The organism is Nocardioides epinepheli (assembly GCF_037936805.1).
Taxonomy (GTDB): domain Bacteria; phylum Actinomycetota; class Actinomycetes; order Propionibacteriales; family Nocardioidaceae; genus Nocardioides.
In genome coordinates this window covers 275,967-290,172 of sequence record NZ_JBBMMC010000004.1, presented here as the reverse complement: position 1 = coordinate 290,172, position 14,206 = coordinate 275,967, and the positions used below count along the sequence as shown (strand labels likewise).

Sequence of the window (14,206 nt, the reverse complement as noted above, 5' to 3'; positions counted from 1 at the left end):
ACGAGACCAAGGACCGACTGCACGCGACCCGTGAGGTCGCGGACGCAACCGGTCTGAGCCACGACGAGGTGCGTGCCCAGGTTGTTGCACTGAACGACCGGCTCAAGGACCTCCTCGGATACGACAGCGACCCGATCGCCGTCAACGGCGCCGGGACCTGGAGGGTGGACGGCGTTGCCGGCCTGCTGCGCCTGAACGAGCAGGTCGAGCTCGAGGTCGTGCCGAAGTTCCTCGACCCCGACGACAGCAACTGGAGGGCGGACTTCTTCCTTCTGGCCGTGCTCGTGCGGACGGGACACCTGCTGGTGAGCGACCAGATCGCTGCAGGGGTGGAGGACCGTGGCGACCTCGCGACGCTGGTTGCCCGCTCTCTGCTGCACATGCACAGCGAGAACCAGCGGCGACCGATCCGCGGATACAAACGCGTGAGCCAGACCGACTTCTCCTTCGACGGCGACGTCGACTGGGACACGCTGCTGCTACCGGAGCCGGACGGCTTCCGCCTGCAGCGCCTCGAGCTGATCCGGCGTAACCCTCACAACGCCGTGCTCAGAGGCGCCGTGGATGCGCTCGTGCCTGAGGTGGGCGAGGGCGACACCCGGGTCCAGCTCCAGCGGCTGGCACGCCGGCTCGGCGACCAGGCACTCCCTACCCGTCTGACAAAGCGTCTCCCCCAGCGGCACCGGTCATGGGAGCAGGCATACTCGCTCTCGCAGCTGGTGCTCGAGGGCATGGGGCTCGATCTGGACGGCGGCACCTGGACCGGGCCCGGCTTCGTGCTGTCGACCTGGTCGGCATGGGAAGCGCTGTGCGAGGCGGTCGTGCGCCGTGCCAACCCCGGCAGCAGGACCATCGGCCAGCACCCGTTCCCGCTGGGCGAGCGCGGCGACGGCACGCCGGTCGTCGCGAAGCCCGACATCGCTGTGCTGAAGGACGGCGGGACACGGTTCCTCCTGGACGCCAAGTACAAGACGCGGCGGGGACGCAAGCCTTCGATCAGCAGTACCGACCTCTACGAAGGCCTGGCGTTCATGCGTGCAGCGCAGACCGATCACATCGTTCTGATATACCCGTCACTCGACAGCGTCGAGGACCTGGCCCTCGGAGTCTGGAAGCACTTCGATGAGGTCCGCGTGGATGGTCTCCGCGTGCAGGCTGCGCAGGTGCAGGTCCGCGGCCTCGCCCAGCGCGGCGGCTTCGACCGGCTCGTGGAAGGCGCACGTCAGGCGCTCGAGGCAGCCTCCGCGGCCACGAGCTGAGCAGGTTGCCCAGACTGGCGGCGTCGACCACATTGGAAGCGCCACCGGGTCTCGGGTCCCGGTGGCGCGTGAAGATGATCCGTCGTATCGAGCAGCACCGCCATAGTCCGTTCGGACTAGAACGTCGCCGATTACCCGTACCTCTGTCGGGTGTGCGGAGCAGAACGCCGGGCATGAGCACGCAGCCCTCCGTCTGGGACCTCGTCGGCCAGTTCGCCGCGGCCCAGCGCGGCACCTGGAAGCAGGAGGAGATCGTCAGCTGGTTCCGGCGGCATGCTCCCGAGCAGGCCAAGGACAGCACGGTTCGTGCGCACGTGCGTGGGGCTGCATGGAATGTCGGCGACCGGAGTCAGTTCTCCGGGCGGGAGCCGTTCCTCACGCGTGTCGACACGGGTTGGTTCCGACTGGCCACCGAGGAAGAGCTGGCCCGGTGGCGTGAGGGTGCTGCCACGCCGGCCGCAGCCTCAGAGGTACCGATGGTCGCGCAGGCGATTGACGAGCCACCGGTGGAAGCCGACCGGACCGACTGGCACACCGAGGAGAACATCCAGCGGCTGATCGTCGAGCGGCTCAGATCGACTGGGTGGACCATCGTCCGGACAGCCAACACTGCAACGGGCGAGACCGGCATCGACGTCGTCGCCGAGCGCAACGGCGAGACCGTCGGCATCGAAGTCAAGGGCTACCCCTCGAAAACCTACGCTAGGGGCGCCAAGAAGGGGCAGCCCAAGCGGACCGCTCCCTCGACCCAGGCTGCGCACTGGTTCTCGCACGCGATCCTCGCAGCGATGAAGCTGCGCGTGGCGCAACCGTCGTGGCAGAGCGTCATGGCGTTCCCGGACTTCCCCCGCTACCGACGCTTGTACGCGGCTACCGCGGCCCCCCTCGCTGCCGCTGGCATCGAGGTTTGGCTCGTGAGTCAAGGCGGAGCGATCGAGCCCTTGGGATGACGGGGCGCGCAGTCCTGGTCTTTCGGGCTACCTGGCCGGCATCTGTTGGGCCTCTCCTCTAAACGGTATGCAAGACACGGACCTCCAAGACGATCACCGAACGGCACTACATCAACCGCCGGCTCGTCGTGCCCGACTACCGAGCAGCGACCGAGCGCCTCGCTCCAGGCGACAAGGCGAACGACGGACCAGCTCTCGGCCGCTGAGAGGGCGCTGCGACGCACCGCTCCCCGGGGCCGTGGACGGGCTCCCGGCCCGCCTACGGCCGTCCTGCGCGCCTCAGGCCCCACTCCGGCCGGGTCGCGCAGGACACGATGACGGCATCAGAAGCTGAGCTCGAAACTTCAAAGTGAGCCCAAAGTGAGTCTTAAGGCCGGATTTCCGGGTTCGGCGCCGAGGAGACCAATCGCATCACCGCAGGTCAGAGCCGCTTTCGTCAGCAAGGCAACGCATTCGACGTGGTGCGTCATCGGGAACAGGTCGAAGGCCCGCAACGAATCGAGTCGGTAGCCGTGCTCGGCGAAGATCGCGACGTCGCGCGCCAGGGCCGCCGGGTCGCAGGCGACGTAAGCGACGGCGCGGGGTGAGCGGGCGACCACCTGCTCGACCACGGCGCGCTTGGCGCCCTCGCGCGGCGGGTCGAGGACGACGAGGTCCTGGTGTCCGGGGAGCTCGCACGCGAGCACGGTGGCCACATCGCCCGCGACGGCGACGGCCCCGGGGACGTTCGCCTCCGAGAGCCGCGACGCCTCGCGATCGCCCTCGACCATCGCCACCGATCCGGTCGGATCCACCGCGGCGGACAGGAAGTGGCTGAACAGGCCGACGCCGGCGTACAGATCGAGCGCGGACTCCCCCGGCTGGGGGTCGAGGGCCTCGAGGACGGCGTCGACCAGCGCCTCGGGGGCGCCGGGATGCACCTGCCAGAAGCCGTCGTCGGCCACGGCGAACTCCACGCCGTGCACGACGTGGGTCGCCGGTGAGGGCGCTTCCAGGAGGCACTCGTCCACGGCCACCAGCTCGTGCGAACGGTGCTTGCGCATCGCGCGGCGGCCGTCGGGGAGGTGGGCATAGCGCTGGCGGGTGCGCCAGTGGAGGCCGTCGGCGTCGCCGGGTACCGCCTCGACCACGACGTCGACGTCGAGGCCGGCGAGCCGCCGCAGCTGCTCGGCGACCACGGTGGCCTTCAGATCGCGCTGGTGCGGCAGCGACACGTGCTGGAAGTCGCAGCCACCGCAGGCGTCCGGCCCGGCGAACGGGCACGGCGCCGGCACCCGGTGCGGCGAGGCCGACAGGATCTCGACGGCATCGGCGCGCCAGAACCGGTCGCCGTCGGTGCCCTCGGTGACTTCGACCTCGACCCGCTCACCGGGGAGCGCATGACGCACGAACACCGCTCGTCCCTCGTGGCGGGCGACGCAGAAGCCGCCGTGGCCCACCGGCCCGACCTCGACCTCGAAGCGCTCTCCGACGCGCGACGCACCGCGGGCCTTCCGCTCCCGAGGACGTCGAGTGCGCCGATGCGGCTGAGGACGGCTCATCAGTGGGCGGAGCCGGTCCGGTCGGACCGGTCGTCGTCGACCTGACCGAGTCGCAGGTCGCCGGCCCGCACCCTGCGCTTGCCGCGGCCGCCGCGCTCGGCCGCCAGCTGCGAGGAGCGCAGCTGGTAGGGCACGGAGGTGACCATCACGCCCGGGGTGAACAGCAGCCGGCCCTTGAGCCGCAGCGCGGTCTGGTTGTGCAGCAGCTGCTCCCACCAGCGCCCGACGACGTACTCGGGGATGTAGACCGCGACGACGCCGCGCGGGTTGGCCTTCCGGATCTCGGTGGCGTAGGCGACGATCGGGTTCACCAGCTCGCGGTACGGCGAGTGCAGCAGCTTGAGCGGGACGCCGAGGTTGAGCTTCTCCCACGCATCGACGAGCTTGGTCGTCTCGGCCGGGTCGGTGGCGACGTAGACCGCCTCGAGCACATTGGGACGCGACGCCTTCGCGAAGGCCAGCGCCCGCAGCGTGGGCTTGTGGAGCTTGCCCACCAGCACGATCGCGTGGACCCGGGTCGGCAGTGCGCTGTCACCGTCGTCGGCCCGCAGCTCGAGCTCGACCTTGTCGTAGTGACCCCTGATGCCGCGCATCAGCGCATAGAAGAAGCCCATCGCCAGGATCGTGATCCAGGCGCCGGCGAGGAACTTGGTGAGGAGCACGACCACCAGCACGACGGCGGTGAAGGAGAGGCCGATCGCGTTGATGATCCGCGAGCGCTGCATCCGGCGGCGCGTCTGCGGGTCGCGCTCGGTCGCCAGCGCCCGCGTCCAGTGCCGGATCATCCCGAGCTGGCTGAGGTTGAACGAGACGAACACACCGACGATGTAGAGCTGGATGAGTCGGGTCGTCTCGGCGTTGAAGATCACGATGAGCACGATCGCCATGAACGCCAGGAAGACGATGCCGTTGGAGTAGGCCAGCCGGTCGCCACGCGAGCCCAGCGCCCGGGGAGCCAGACCGTCCCGCGCCAGGATCGATCCGAGCACCGGGAAGCCGTTGAAGGCGGTGTTGGCCGCCAGCACCAGGATCACCCCGGTCACCACGACCACCAGGTAGAAGGCGGGCGAGAAGTCGCTGAAGACGGCCTTGGCGATCTGGGCGATCACCGCGTTCTGCTCGTAGTCGTGGCCGACCGGCGTGCCATCGGCGTAGGTGAGGCGATCGAGGTCTGCGGGGTCGACGAAGCGCAGCCCCATCTGCTTGGCGAGCACGATGACGCTCACCATCATCGTGATCGCGATCATTCCGAGCAGCAGCAGCGTGGTGGCGGCGTTCTTGCTCTTGGGCCGCTTGAACGCCGGCACTCCGTTCGAGATCGCCTCGACGCCGGTGAGCGCGGCACAGCCCGAGGAGAAGGCGCGAGCGAGCAGGAACAGCAGGGCGAACGTCGTGAGGGAGCCCTCGTAGCTGGGATCGGGGGTGATGTGGAGATCGGCGCTCTCGACGTCGGGGAGCGTCCCCTCGGCCATCCGGATGAAGCCCCACACGGCCATGCCGAGCACCGCGACCATGAAGGCGTAGGTCGGGATCGCGAAGAACGTGCCCGACTCCCGGATGCCGCGCAGGTTCATCGCCATCAGCAGCAGGACCATCGCCGAGGCGAACGTCGCCTGATGGTCGTGCAGCACGGGTATCGCGGCGCCGGCGTACTGCGCGGCGGCCGAGATCGACACCGCCACGGTGAGCACGTAGTCGACCAGCAGCGCGCTGGCCACCGTGGTGCCCGCCGTGCGACCGAGGTTGACCGTGGCGACCTCGTAGTCGCCGCCGCCGCTGGGGTAGGCGTGCACGGTCTGGCGGTAGGACGCGATCACCGCCGCCATCACCAGGGCGACCGCGATGGCGACCTTCCACGACCACACGTACGCCGACGCCCCCGCGAGCGAGAGCATGATGAAGACCTCGTCGGGTGCGTAGGCGACCGAGGAGAGCGCGTCGCTGGCGAACACGGGTAGGGCGACCCGCTTGGGGAGAAGGGTCTCCCCCAGCTGCGCGCTCCTGAGCTTGCGTCCCAGCAGAATCCGCTTGGAGACGTCACCGACACCCACGAGCGGGAAGGCTACTCGGTCCCGGCGCCGATCCGGCGCCGGATGCGGCTACGGTGAGCACGTGCACGTCGTCATCATGGGTTGTGGCCGCGTCGGGTCGACCTTGGCGCGCTCGCTCGAGGAGCGCAACCACACCGTCTCGATCATCGACAGCGAACCGGACGCCTTCCGGCGCCTGGGTCCGGGGTTCAACGGCGACAAGATCACCGGCTACGGCTTCGACCAGCAGGTGCTGGAGAAGGCCGGGATCCGGCGTGCCGATGCCTTCGCCGCGGTCTCCAGCGGAGACAACTCCAACATCATCGCCGCGCGGGTGGCGCGGGAGACCTTCGGCATCCCGCAGGTGGTGGCCCGCATCTACGACCCCGGCCGCGCCGAGGTCTACCAGCGCCTGGGCATCACGACGGTCGCCACCGTGAAGTGGACCGCCGACCAGGTGCTGCGCCGCCTGCTCCCCGCCGGCGCGGAGCCGGACTTCCGCGATCCCAGCGGCACGATCCGCGTCGACCACGTCCCGGTCCCCGAGATCTGGGTCGGCCAGCGGACCATCGACTTCCAGGAGCAGACCGGGAGCCGGATCGCCTGGATCGACCGGCTCGGCGAGGGGATGCTGCCCACGCGGGACTCGGTGATCCAGGAGAACGACCTGCTGCACCTGGTGATGCGCGAGGACAACGCCAGCCATGCCGCGGAGGTCATCAAGAAGGGGCCGGAGGTCCACCAGTGAGAGTCGCCATCGCCGGCGCCGGCGCCGTGGGGCGCTCGATCGCCCAGGAGCTCATCCTCAACGGCCACGAGGTGCTGCTCATCGACAAGAACCCGAGCTCCGTGCTGCCCGAGCGGGTCCCCGACGCCGAGTGGCTGCTCGCCGACTCCTGCGAGATGTCCTCGCTCGAGGAGGCCCGCCTCGACAAGTGCGACGTTGTGATCGCCGCCACCGGCGACGACAAGGTCAACCTGGTCACCTCCCTGCTGGCCAAGACCGAGTTCGGTGTGCCGCGCACGGTCGCGCGGGTCAACCACCCCAACAACGAGTGGCTGTTCACCGAGGCGTGGGGCGTCGACGTCAACGTCTCGACGCCGCGGATCATGTCGGCGCTGGTCGAGGAGGCCGTCACCGTCGGCGACCTGGTGCGGTTGTTCACCTTCCGCCAGGGCAACGCCAACCTCGTGGAGATGACCCTGCCCACCGACTCGCCCTACGTCGGCACCGCCGCGGGGCTGATCCCCTTCCCCGAGAACTGTGCGCTGGTCACGATCCTGCGCGACGGCCAGGTCTACCTTCCCGACGTCGAGCAGCCGGTGGAGGCCGGTGACGAGCTGCTCTTCGTGGTGCCCGCCGAGGGCGAGGACGAGCTCGAGCGACTCCTGGCGCCGCGCTCGCACCCCGAGCGCCCCGCGAAGGCCTGAGCGTGGGTCCAGGCTGAGCCAGGCTGAGCCTGGGCTACTGCTCGGCGGGCCCGGCAGCCTCGGCAGGAGCGCTCTCCAGCGGCGTCGCGTTCCGGGCCAGCAGCCAGATCATCGCCGACCACGAGGCGATGCGCAGCGGCCAGCCGAGCCCGTAGCGCAGGCCGGCGATGATCGCGACCGCGGTGTCGACGGCGATCACCTCGCGCCAGCCGAGCAGCCACACCGGTCCTTGGAGGAGGACTCCGATCGCGCCGGGAGCGCCGAGCAGCAGGGTCAGGCGCGAGCACAGTCGCACCACCTGCCGATCGGCATGCCACGCGGTCGGGTCACCGGTGACACTGCCGAGCATGAACCCGACCATGGGCCAGCGCACGGCCACCGAGCCGAACAGCAGGACGGTGTAGGCGAGGCTGTAGAGGATGCCGGGAAGGAAGAAGGCCAGCGCCTGGTCGGACTCCGATCCGCCGCTGCTCGCCGCGATCCGGACGAACACCCAGCCGATGCCGATCGAGAACACGGCGTTCAGCACGAACTGGACCGTGCTGCGCTGCAGCAGCCGCACCAGCAGCGCGATGCCGGCGGAGGCCAGGCTGAGGATGAGCGCGAGGCGGAGGTCCTTGGTCGGCAGCCAGACCGCGGTGAACAGCAGGCCGGGAACGGCGGCCTCGATCATCCCGCGGCGGCCGCCGAGTGCTCGTGACATCTGCTGACGCACCATCGCCTCGACGGTGGCGACGGTGGGGGCGGGTCGGGTCGTGTCCTCCTCGGAGGATGCCTCGGCCGGGTCGGCGGACCGGCCGAGCCTCTCGGGCTCGTTCACGCCATCAGCTCATAGCGCGGGTTGTACATCGTCCGGACGCCGTCGTGGACGCCGATGCGGCCGCGCACCTTCAGCGACCGGCCCGGATCGATGCCGGCGATGCGGCGACGTCCGAGCCACACGATGGTGACGACCCCCGAGCCGTCGTAGAGCTCGGCCTCCAGGGCGGGCACCCCGCCGCGGGGTCGCATCAGCAGGCTGCGGACCGTGCCGCGCAACTCCACGGGCTCACGGTCCGGCGCCTCCGCGATGGCGACGTGGCCGCTCTTGACGTAGGTGGCGCGCATGTCGCGGGCATAGTCCTCCTCGGAGTTGGCCCACCTGCTGAGGGTGCGCCGCAGCCGGCCCTTCTCGCCCATCGGGTCCTCCGGGCTCAGGCTGGCGGACGGGTGCCGCCGGGCGGCGTCACCGGGCGGGCGTTCTCGGGCAGCGTGATCGGCAGGATCTCCCCCGACATCATCGGGCCGGTGCCGCGCCGCACGCCGACCTGGGTGAGCAGGTCCTCCCAGTCGCTGGAGGAGTCGACGTCGCGGGCCGGGCGCCCGAGGAACGTGGCGCGCAGCATCCAGCGACCACCGTTGATCCCGATGATGCGGGAGTTCTGCACGACGGTGCCCTCGGGCCGCTTGATCTGGATCTCGCAGATGAGCTCGGGACCGAACCGGCCCTCCCGCTCGGTGGCGGTGCCGCCGCGCTGGGCCATGTCGGCCGCGATCTGCGGCCTGACGTCGTCCCACAGGTCGCCGTTGCGTGGCGCGGCGAACGCACGGATCTCGACGCCGCCGTCGGGCCCGGCGAGCATCACCGAGCGGACCTGGCCGCTGGCCTCGTCGACCTGGAGACGCAGCTCTCGGCCCTCGGCGGCGGGGATCAGGAGCGAGCCGAGGTCGACCCGCTCGATCCCGTCGTCGGGCAGGTCGTCGGCGTCGTGGGGCCCCTCGACCGCGGCTGACGTGGCCGGCTCGTCCTCTGCGGCCTCGGCGGCGGCCTCCGGCTCGGACTTGCGGCGGAACTTCACGTCGTCACTCCTCGGATCAGCTTCAGGGGCGACCGGTCCATCGACCGGTCAGTCGGTGGCCGGCTGCGCGCCGAAGCCACCGGTAGAACCGTATCCCCCCGCGCCACGCGCGCTGTCCGGGAGGGAGTCGACCTCGACGAACGCCGCCCGCTCGACCCGCTGGACGACGAGCTGGGCGATCCGGTCGCCGCGGGAGAGCCGGATCGGCTCGTGCGGATCGAGGTTGACCAGGAGCACCTTGATCTCTCCGCGGTAGCCGGCGTCGACGGTGCCGGGCGCGTTGACGATGGAGAGCCCATGCCGGGCCGCCAGGCCCGAGCGCGGATGGATGAGCCCGACGAACCCGTCCGGGAGCGCGATCGCGAGACCGGTCGGCACCAGTGCCCGCTCGCCCGGTGCGAGGACGACGTCGGCCGCGGCCCGCAGGTCGGCGCCGGCGTCCCCCGGGTGCGCATAGGAGGGCGGCGGCAGGTCGGGGTCGAGACGGACCACCTGGATCTCGAGGTCGGACACGGGAGGACTCTAGTAGCGCCCCGAACCGCCTGGGCGCGGGTATCGCACGGGTGACCTGCGGCGGGCCGGGAGTGGCCAACTACCCTGTGGGACGTGGACACGGACCCGGGTGCGACCCTTCTCCCCGTGGACTCCGTGCCCGGACCGCCCCGCTACCGCGAGCGGTTGTACGTGCCGCTGCGCTGGTGGGTGCAGGGGACGATGTTCCTCGCCACGATCTGGCTGGCGCTGGTGGTCGCGGTCCCGGCCGCGGTCGCCTTCGGCGTGACCGCCGCGATGCTGGCCCTGATGGCCCTCGCCCTTCGTGCGTTCGGCTCGCCGGTGATCGACGTCGGTGAGGGCGAGCTCCGGGTCGGGCGGGCCCACATCGAGGCCCGGCACCTCGGCTCGGCGGTCGCCCTCGACGCCGAGCAGACCCGCCGCACCGCCGGTCCCGAGGCCGACGCCCGGGCCTACCTGGTGCTCCGGCCGTACCTGTCGCGGGCGGTCAAGATCGAGATCACCGATCGCGCCGACCCGGCGCCGTACTGGCTGGTCTCGACCCGGCACCCGGATGCTCTCGCGTCCGCAGTCGAGGGACTGCTGAAGGCCTGAGCGGGTCCAGTAGGGTCGAGCCCATGGCCAAGAAAGACAAAGGCGCAAGCGACACCAAGGTCTGGTCGGCGTTCTCGCTGATCGCCGCTCTCGGTGCGGCGACCGTCGCGAAGAAGGCGATCAACACCTCCTGGAAGGCAGCCACCCGCAAGCAGCCGCCGGAGAACCCCGCCGACCCCGACGTCGACCTGCGCGAGGCGGTGGCGTGGGCGATCGTCAGCGGCGCGTTCGTCGGCCTGGCGCGGATGCTGGCCCAGCGTCGGGCCGCCTCCTACTACGCCCGTTCGACCGGGCACCTGCCTGCGAGCCTCCAACGCGACAACGACCGGGTCTGATCGCGCGGTTTCTGCGCGACCTGCCCGGTCGTCGTTCGTCGTCTCTGAGGTCCTGACCCGTACGGGTCAGGCGCAGTCGCGGCAGATCATCTTCTTCTCGTCGGCCAGCTGGCTGCGGTGGTGCACGAGGAAGCAGCTCATGCAGGTGAACTCGTCGTCCTGCTTCGGCTTGACCTCGACGGCCAGCTCCTCGTGTGAGAGGTCGGCACCGGGCAGCTCGAAGGATTCGGCGGCCTCGGTCTCGTCCTCGTCGACCTTGCCCGAGTTCTTGTCGTGGCGCCGCGCCTTCAGCTCCTCGATGCTCTCCTCGGACTGGTCTTCCTCGTTCTTGCGCGGTGCGTCGTAGTCGGTCGCCATCGCGTCGCTCACTCCCCTCTCACGTCATGTCGCCCTTGCGGGCAGGTGCCCCCACCAGCGCGGCAGATAATGCACCATCTGTCCAAAAGTGGAAACACCGGTACGAGGACGTAGCCGGAACGTGACCGGAAGCCGGGCTATTCCGCCCAAAAACCGGCCTTTCGGGTGAGGTCGCACAGCTCGTCGAAACCGTGTGAGGGGGCGCACACCAGGAGGTCGTGGCCACCGGCTCCGGGCACGAGCGTGGTGGTGGCTCCCGCGGCCCGGGCGATGAGGGCGCCCGCCGCGTGGTCCCACAGGTTGACGGCCTCCTCGAAGTAGCCGTCGAGGCTGCCCTCGGCGACATGGCACAGGTCGAGCGCGCAGGATCCGAGACGCCGGATGTCACGCACCTGGGGCAGCAGCCGGGCCAGCGCCGTGGCCTGGACGGCGCGGAGCTCGGCGAGGTAGGAGAATCCGGTGCCGATCAGGCGCTGCTCGACCGGCGCAGGATCTCGCACCGAGATCGGCACACCGTCTCGGAGCGCGAGGGTCGCGCCGTCCTCGCCCGGGCGCGCGACGTACTCGACGCCCGCCTCGCCCTTGCCGACGTCGATCACCACGCCGGCGACCACCTCGCCGTCGAGCTCGGCGGCGATGGAGACGGCGTACTGCGGGAGGCCGTAGAGGAAGTTCACGGTGCCGTCGATCGGATCGACGATCCACCGCACGCCGGAGGTGCCCGGACGGTCGTCGCCCTCCTCGCCCAGGATCGCGTCGTCGGGACGACGGGCGATGAGCCGCTCGCGGATCAGGGCCTCGGTCGCGCGGTCGGCGGCGGTCACGATGTCGATGTCGCTGGACTTGGTGGCCGCCACCGACACCCCGGCGGCGGCGTGCTCACGGATCAGCACGGCGGCCTCGCGGGCGACGTCGAGGGCGAGCCCGGCCAGCTCGCCGACCAGGGCGCTGCGCTCGGTGCTCACTCCCCCACCCCCGTCAGCGTCGGCTTGTCGTCGCGCGGGTTGGCGCAGCACCCGACCGCACAGCGGTCCCAGCCGGGTCCGAGCTCCCCCACGACGGCGCGGGCGACCTCGCCGCCACCGGCCCGCTCGGCGGCGGCCCGTTCGAGGAGCAGGTCGCGGATCATCGCGACGAAGCGCGGGTCGGTGCCGGGCGTCGCGACCCGTCGGAACGGCAACCCGAGGCGTTCGGCGGTGGCCTTCGCCTCGGTGTCGAGGTCGTAGACGACCTCCATGTGGTCGGAGACGAAGCCGATCGGGACCAGCGCGACACCGGGGCAGCCCGCGCCGGCGAGCTCCTCCAGATGGTCGTTGACGTCGGGCTCGAGCCAGGGGATGTGCGGCGCACCCGAGCGCGAGCAGAAGACCAGGTCGTGCTCGACGCGGACGCCGGTCTGCTCGGCCACCGCGTCGACGACGACCTGCGCCAGGTCCCGGTGCTGGGCCACGTAGGCCCCGCCACCGGCGTCGGGCGGTCCGCTCGCGTCGTTCATGGAGAGCGGGATCGAGTGGGTGACGAACACGACGCGGGCGCCGTCGGGAAGGCCGGCGAGCGCCTCCAGGGTCGACTCCACGACGGGCGCCACGAAGCCGGGGTGGTTGAAGTAGTGCCGCAGCTTGTCCAGCCGCGGGGCGCCGGCGCCGTCCGGGAGCGCGTCGACGGCGTCGAAGAGGTTCTCTCGGTACTGGCGGCAGCTCGACCACGACGAGTAGGCGCTGGTGAGGAAGCAGGCCGCGCGGCCCACGCCGTCGGCGGCCATCTGCGCGAGCGTGTCGGTGAGGTAGGGGTCCCAGTTCCGGTTGCCCCAGTAGACCGGCAGATCGATGCCGTGGGCGTCGAGGTCGGCCCGGATCGCCGTCAGCAGGGCTCGGTTCTGGTCGTTGATCGGCGAGCGGCCGCCGAAGAGGAAGTAGTGCTCGCCGACCTCCTCCAGACGCTCGCGCGGGATGCCTCGACCGCGGGTGACGTTCTCGAGGAATGGCACGACGTCGTCGGGACCCTCCGGGCCGCCGAAGGACACCAGCAGCAGGGCGTCGTAGGGGCTGACGTCGGACGGTTCAGGATTGGTCACCTCGCCATCGTAGGGACGACGATGACGCTGCCATGCTCGACACCTACCGCCGCATCCTGAGCCGGCCCGGCACGGCCCGGTTCTCCGCGGCCGGGCTGGTCGGTCGACTCCCGATCTCGATGGTCGGGCTGGGCACCGTGCTGCTGGTCGAGGGCGCCTCCGGCTCCTACGGCCTGGCCGGTGCGGTCTCCGCGGCAGGACTGATCGCACAGGCCTGCTGTGCGGTTCCGCAAGGTCGGCTGATCGACCGGTTCGGCCAGTCGCGCGTCCTCCCGCTCGTCGTCAGCCTGTGGGGCGTCGCGCTCGCGCTGACCATCTGGTCGGTCGAGGCGGACTGGCCGATCGCGACGACGTTCGTGCTGGCCGCGATCGCGGGGGCGAGCCTGCCCTCGGTCGGTGCGTGCGTCCGGGCGCGGTGGGCCTACACGTTGGAGAGCGAGACCGAGCGGCAGACGGCCTTCGCGCTGGAGGCGGTCGCCGACGAGGCCGTCTTCATGACCGGGCCGATCCTGGTGACGATGCTGGCGACGGCGATCGACCCGGCCGTGGGCCTCGGGACGGCGCTGGTGGCCGGAGTGGGCGGCACCTACGCCTTCGCGTCCCAACGGGCCACCGAGCCGCCGGCCCATCCGCGCACCGAGCATCGGTCCGAGCGCCCACCGATGCCCTGGGGCACGGTCCTCTCGCTGACGGTGGTGGCCCTGGCCCTGGGCAGCCTGTTCGGATCGGCCGAGGTGACCACAGTCGCCTTCGCCGAGGAGCACTCGTCCAAGGCCTACGCCGGCGTCCTCCTCGCGCTGTGGGCGGCGGGAAGCCTGATCGCCGGCTTCCTCACCGGCATGGTGTCGTGGCGGCGCAGCCTGCTGTTCCGGATGCGGGTCGGTGCCGCCGGGATGGCCGCCGCGATGCTCCCGCTCGCCCTGATCCACTCGATCGTGATCATGGGTGCGGTCCTGTTCGTCGCCGGGTTCGCCATCGCACCGACGCTGATCGCGGCGATGTCGCTCACCGAACGGTCGGTGCCGCCGTCCCGGCTCACCGAGGGGATGGCGTTCGTGCAGACCGGCATCGTGTTCGGCGTGGCGCCGGGAGCGGCGATCGCCGGCGCCGTCGTCGATCACGCCGGGGCCTCCCCGGCCTACCTCGTCTCGGCCGCAGGAGGCGCGATCGCCCTCGTCGCGGCGCTCGCCACCCGGACGCCTGGGCGGACCCGCACCACCGATCCGCTCGCCACGACGGCCCGACTCGACGAGAAGGCGTAGCCGCCGAACCATCCTGCGGGCA

Annotated in this window: 16 protein-coding genes; 7 read left to right on the top strand and 9 right to left on the bottom strand. The window is 70.8% G+C overall.

What is annotated here, in order from left to right:
* Positions 1-68: 68 nt before the first annotated feature.
* Both WMR31_RS07955 and WMR31_RS07950 read left to right on the top strand, forming a co-directional pair.
* On the top strand, positions 69-1,259 hold the full coding sequence (locus WMR31_RS07955; protein WP_340538251.1) for a 5-methylcytosine restriction system specificity protein McrC: 1,191 nt from the start codon (positions 69-71) through the stop codon (positions 1,257-1,259).
* 173 nt (positions 1,260-1,432) lie between these two features.
* Complete coding sequence (locus WMR31_RS07950) at positions 1,433-2,209, top strand: DUF7669 domain-containing protein (RefSeq protein ID WP_340538250.1); 777 nt, start codon at positions 1,433-1,435, stop codon at positions 2,207-2,209.
* A gap of 344 nt (positions 2,210-2,553) precedes the next feature.
* Here the strand turns inward: WMR31_RS07950 and WMR31_RS07945 are convergent, their stop codons facing one another.
* Positions 2,554-3,750: a class I SAM-dependent RNA methyltransferase gene (locus tag WMR31_RS07945; protein ID WP_340538249.1), complete on the bottom strand. Its 1,197-nt coding sequence runs from the start codon at positions 3,748-3,750 to the stop codon at positions 2,554-2,556.
* Positions 3,750-5,801, bottom strand: coding sequence for an APC family permease (locus WMR31_RS07940; RefSeq protein ID WP_340538248.1), 2,052 nt, complete (start codon positions 5,799-5,801; stop codon positions 3,750-3,752). The genes WMR31_RS07945 and WMR31_RS07940 overlap by 1 nt, the downstream gene beginning before the upstream one ends.
* Before the next feature lie 76 nt (positions 5,802-5,877).
* Between WMR31_RS07940 and WMR31_RS07935 the strand changes: the two genes are divergently transcribed.
* A complete protein-coding gene (locus WMR31_RS07935; protein WP_445321617.1) occupies positions 5,878-6,528 on the top strand; it encodes a potassium channel family protein in 651 nt (216 codons plus the stop codon).
* Entirely contained in the window at positions 6,525-7,211 is a 687-nt protein-coding gene (locus tag WMR31_RS07930; protein ID WP_340538246.1) for a potassium channel family protein, read from the top strand. Before WMR31_RS07935 ends, WMR31_RS07930 begins: the two co-directional genes overlap by 4 nt.
* 34 nt (positions 7,212-7,245) lie before the next feature.
* Here the strand turns inward: WMR31_RS07930 and WMR31_RS07925 are convergent, their stop codons facing one another.
* The 4 genes from WMR31_RS07925 to dut are packed head-to-tail and all read right to left on the bottom strand — an operon-like array spanning position 7,246 to position 9,562.
* Positions 7,246-8,031, bottom strand: a complete 786-nt coding sequence (locus WMR31_RS07925) for a DUF3159 domain-containing protein (protein ID WP_340538245.1) — start codon at positions 8,029-8,031, stop codon at positions 7,246-7,248.
* Positions 8,028-8,390 (bottom strand): OB-fold nucleic acid binding domain-containing protein, encoded by a 363-nt coding sequence (locus WMR31_RS07920; protein ID WP_340538244.1) that lies wholly within the window; start codon positions 8,388-8,390, stop codon positions 8,028-8,030. Before WMR31_RS07920 ends, WMR31_RS07925 begins: the two co-directional genes overlap by 4 nt.
* A gap of 14 nt (positions 8,391-8,404) precedes the next feature.
* The gene (locus WMR31_RS07915; protein WP_340538243.1) at positions 8,405-9,049 is read right to left on the bottom strand and encodes a DUF3710 domain-containing protein; all 645 of its coding nucleotides are present in this window, start codon (positions 9,047-9,049) and stop codon (positions 8,405-8,407) included.
* A 48-nt stretch (positions 9,050-9,097) separates the two neighbouring features.
* Positions 9,098-9,562 (bottom strand): dUTP diphosphatase, encoded by a 465-nt coding sequence (dut, locus tag WMR31_RS07910; protein ID WP_340538242.1) that lies wholly within the window; start codon positions 9,560-9,562, stop codon positions 9,098-9,100.
* Between the two features lie 93 nt (positions 9,563-9,655).
* Between dut and WMR31_RS07905 the strand changes: the two genes are divergently transcribed.
* The gene (locus WMR31_RS07905) at positions 9,656-10,156 is read left to right on the top strand and encodes a DUF3093 domain-containing protein (RefSeq protein ID WP_340538241.1); all 501 of its coding nucleotides are present in this window, start codon (positions 9,656-9,658) and stop codon (positions 10,154-10,156) included.
* Between the two features lie 23 nt (positions 10,157-10,179).
* On the top strand, positions 10,180-10,491 hold the full coding sequence (locus tag WMR31_RS07900) for a DUF4235 domain-containing protein (RefSeq protein ID WP_340538240.1): 312 nt from the start codon (positions 10,180-10,182) through the stop codon (positions 10,489-10,491).
* A 66-nt stretch (positions 10,492-10,557) separates the two neighbouring features.
* Here WMR31_RS07900 and WMR31_RS07895 read toward each other — a convergent pair whose 3' ends face one another.
* From WMR31_RS07895 to WMR31_RS07885, 3 genes are all read right to left on the bottom strand, one after another.
* Positions 10,558-10,848 carry a DUF4193 domain-containing protein gene (locus tag WMR31_RS07895; RefSeq protein ID WP_090854961.1) on the bottom strand — a complete coding sequence of 97 codons (291 nt, stop codon included), beginning with the start codon at positions 10,846-10,848 and terminating at the stop codon, positions 10,558-10,560.
* Between the two features lie 137 nt (positions 10,849-10,985).
* On the bottom strand, positions 10,986-11,813 hold the full coding sequence (locus tag WMR31_RS07890) for an inositol monophosphatase family protein (RefSeq protein WP_340538239.1): 828 nt from the start codon (positions 11,811-11,813) through the stop codon (positions 10,986-10,988).
* Positions 11,810-12,922 (bottom strand): ferrochelatase, encoded by a 1,113-nt coding sequence (locus WMR31_RS07885; RefSeq protein ID WP_340538238.1) that lies wholly within the window; start codon positions 12,920-12,922, stop codon positions 11,810-11,812. Before WMR31_RS07885 ends, WMR31_RS07890 begins: the two co-directional genes overlap by 4 nt.
* Before the next feature lie 32 nt (positions 12,923-12,954).
* Between WMR31_RS07885 and WMR31_RS07880 the strand changes: the two genes are divergently transcribed.
* Positions 12,955-14,184 carry an MFS transporter gene (locus tag WMR31_RS07880; RefSeq protein ID WP_340538237.1) on the top strand — a complete coding sequence of 410 codons (1,230 nt, stop codon included), beginning with the start codon at positions 12,955-12,957 and terminating at the stop codon, positions 14,182-14,184.
* Positions 14,185-14,206 lie beyond the last annotated feature (22 nt).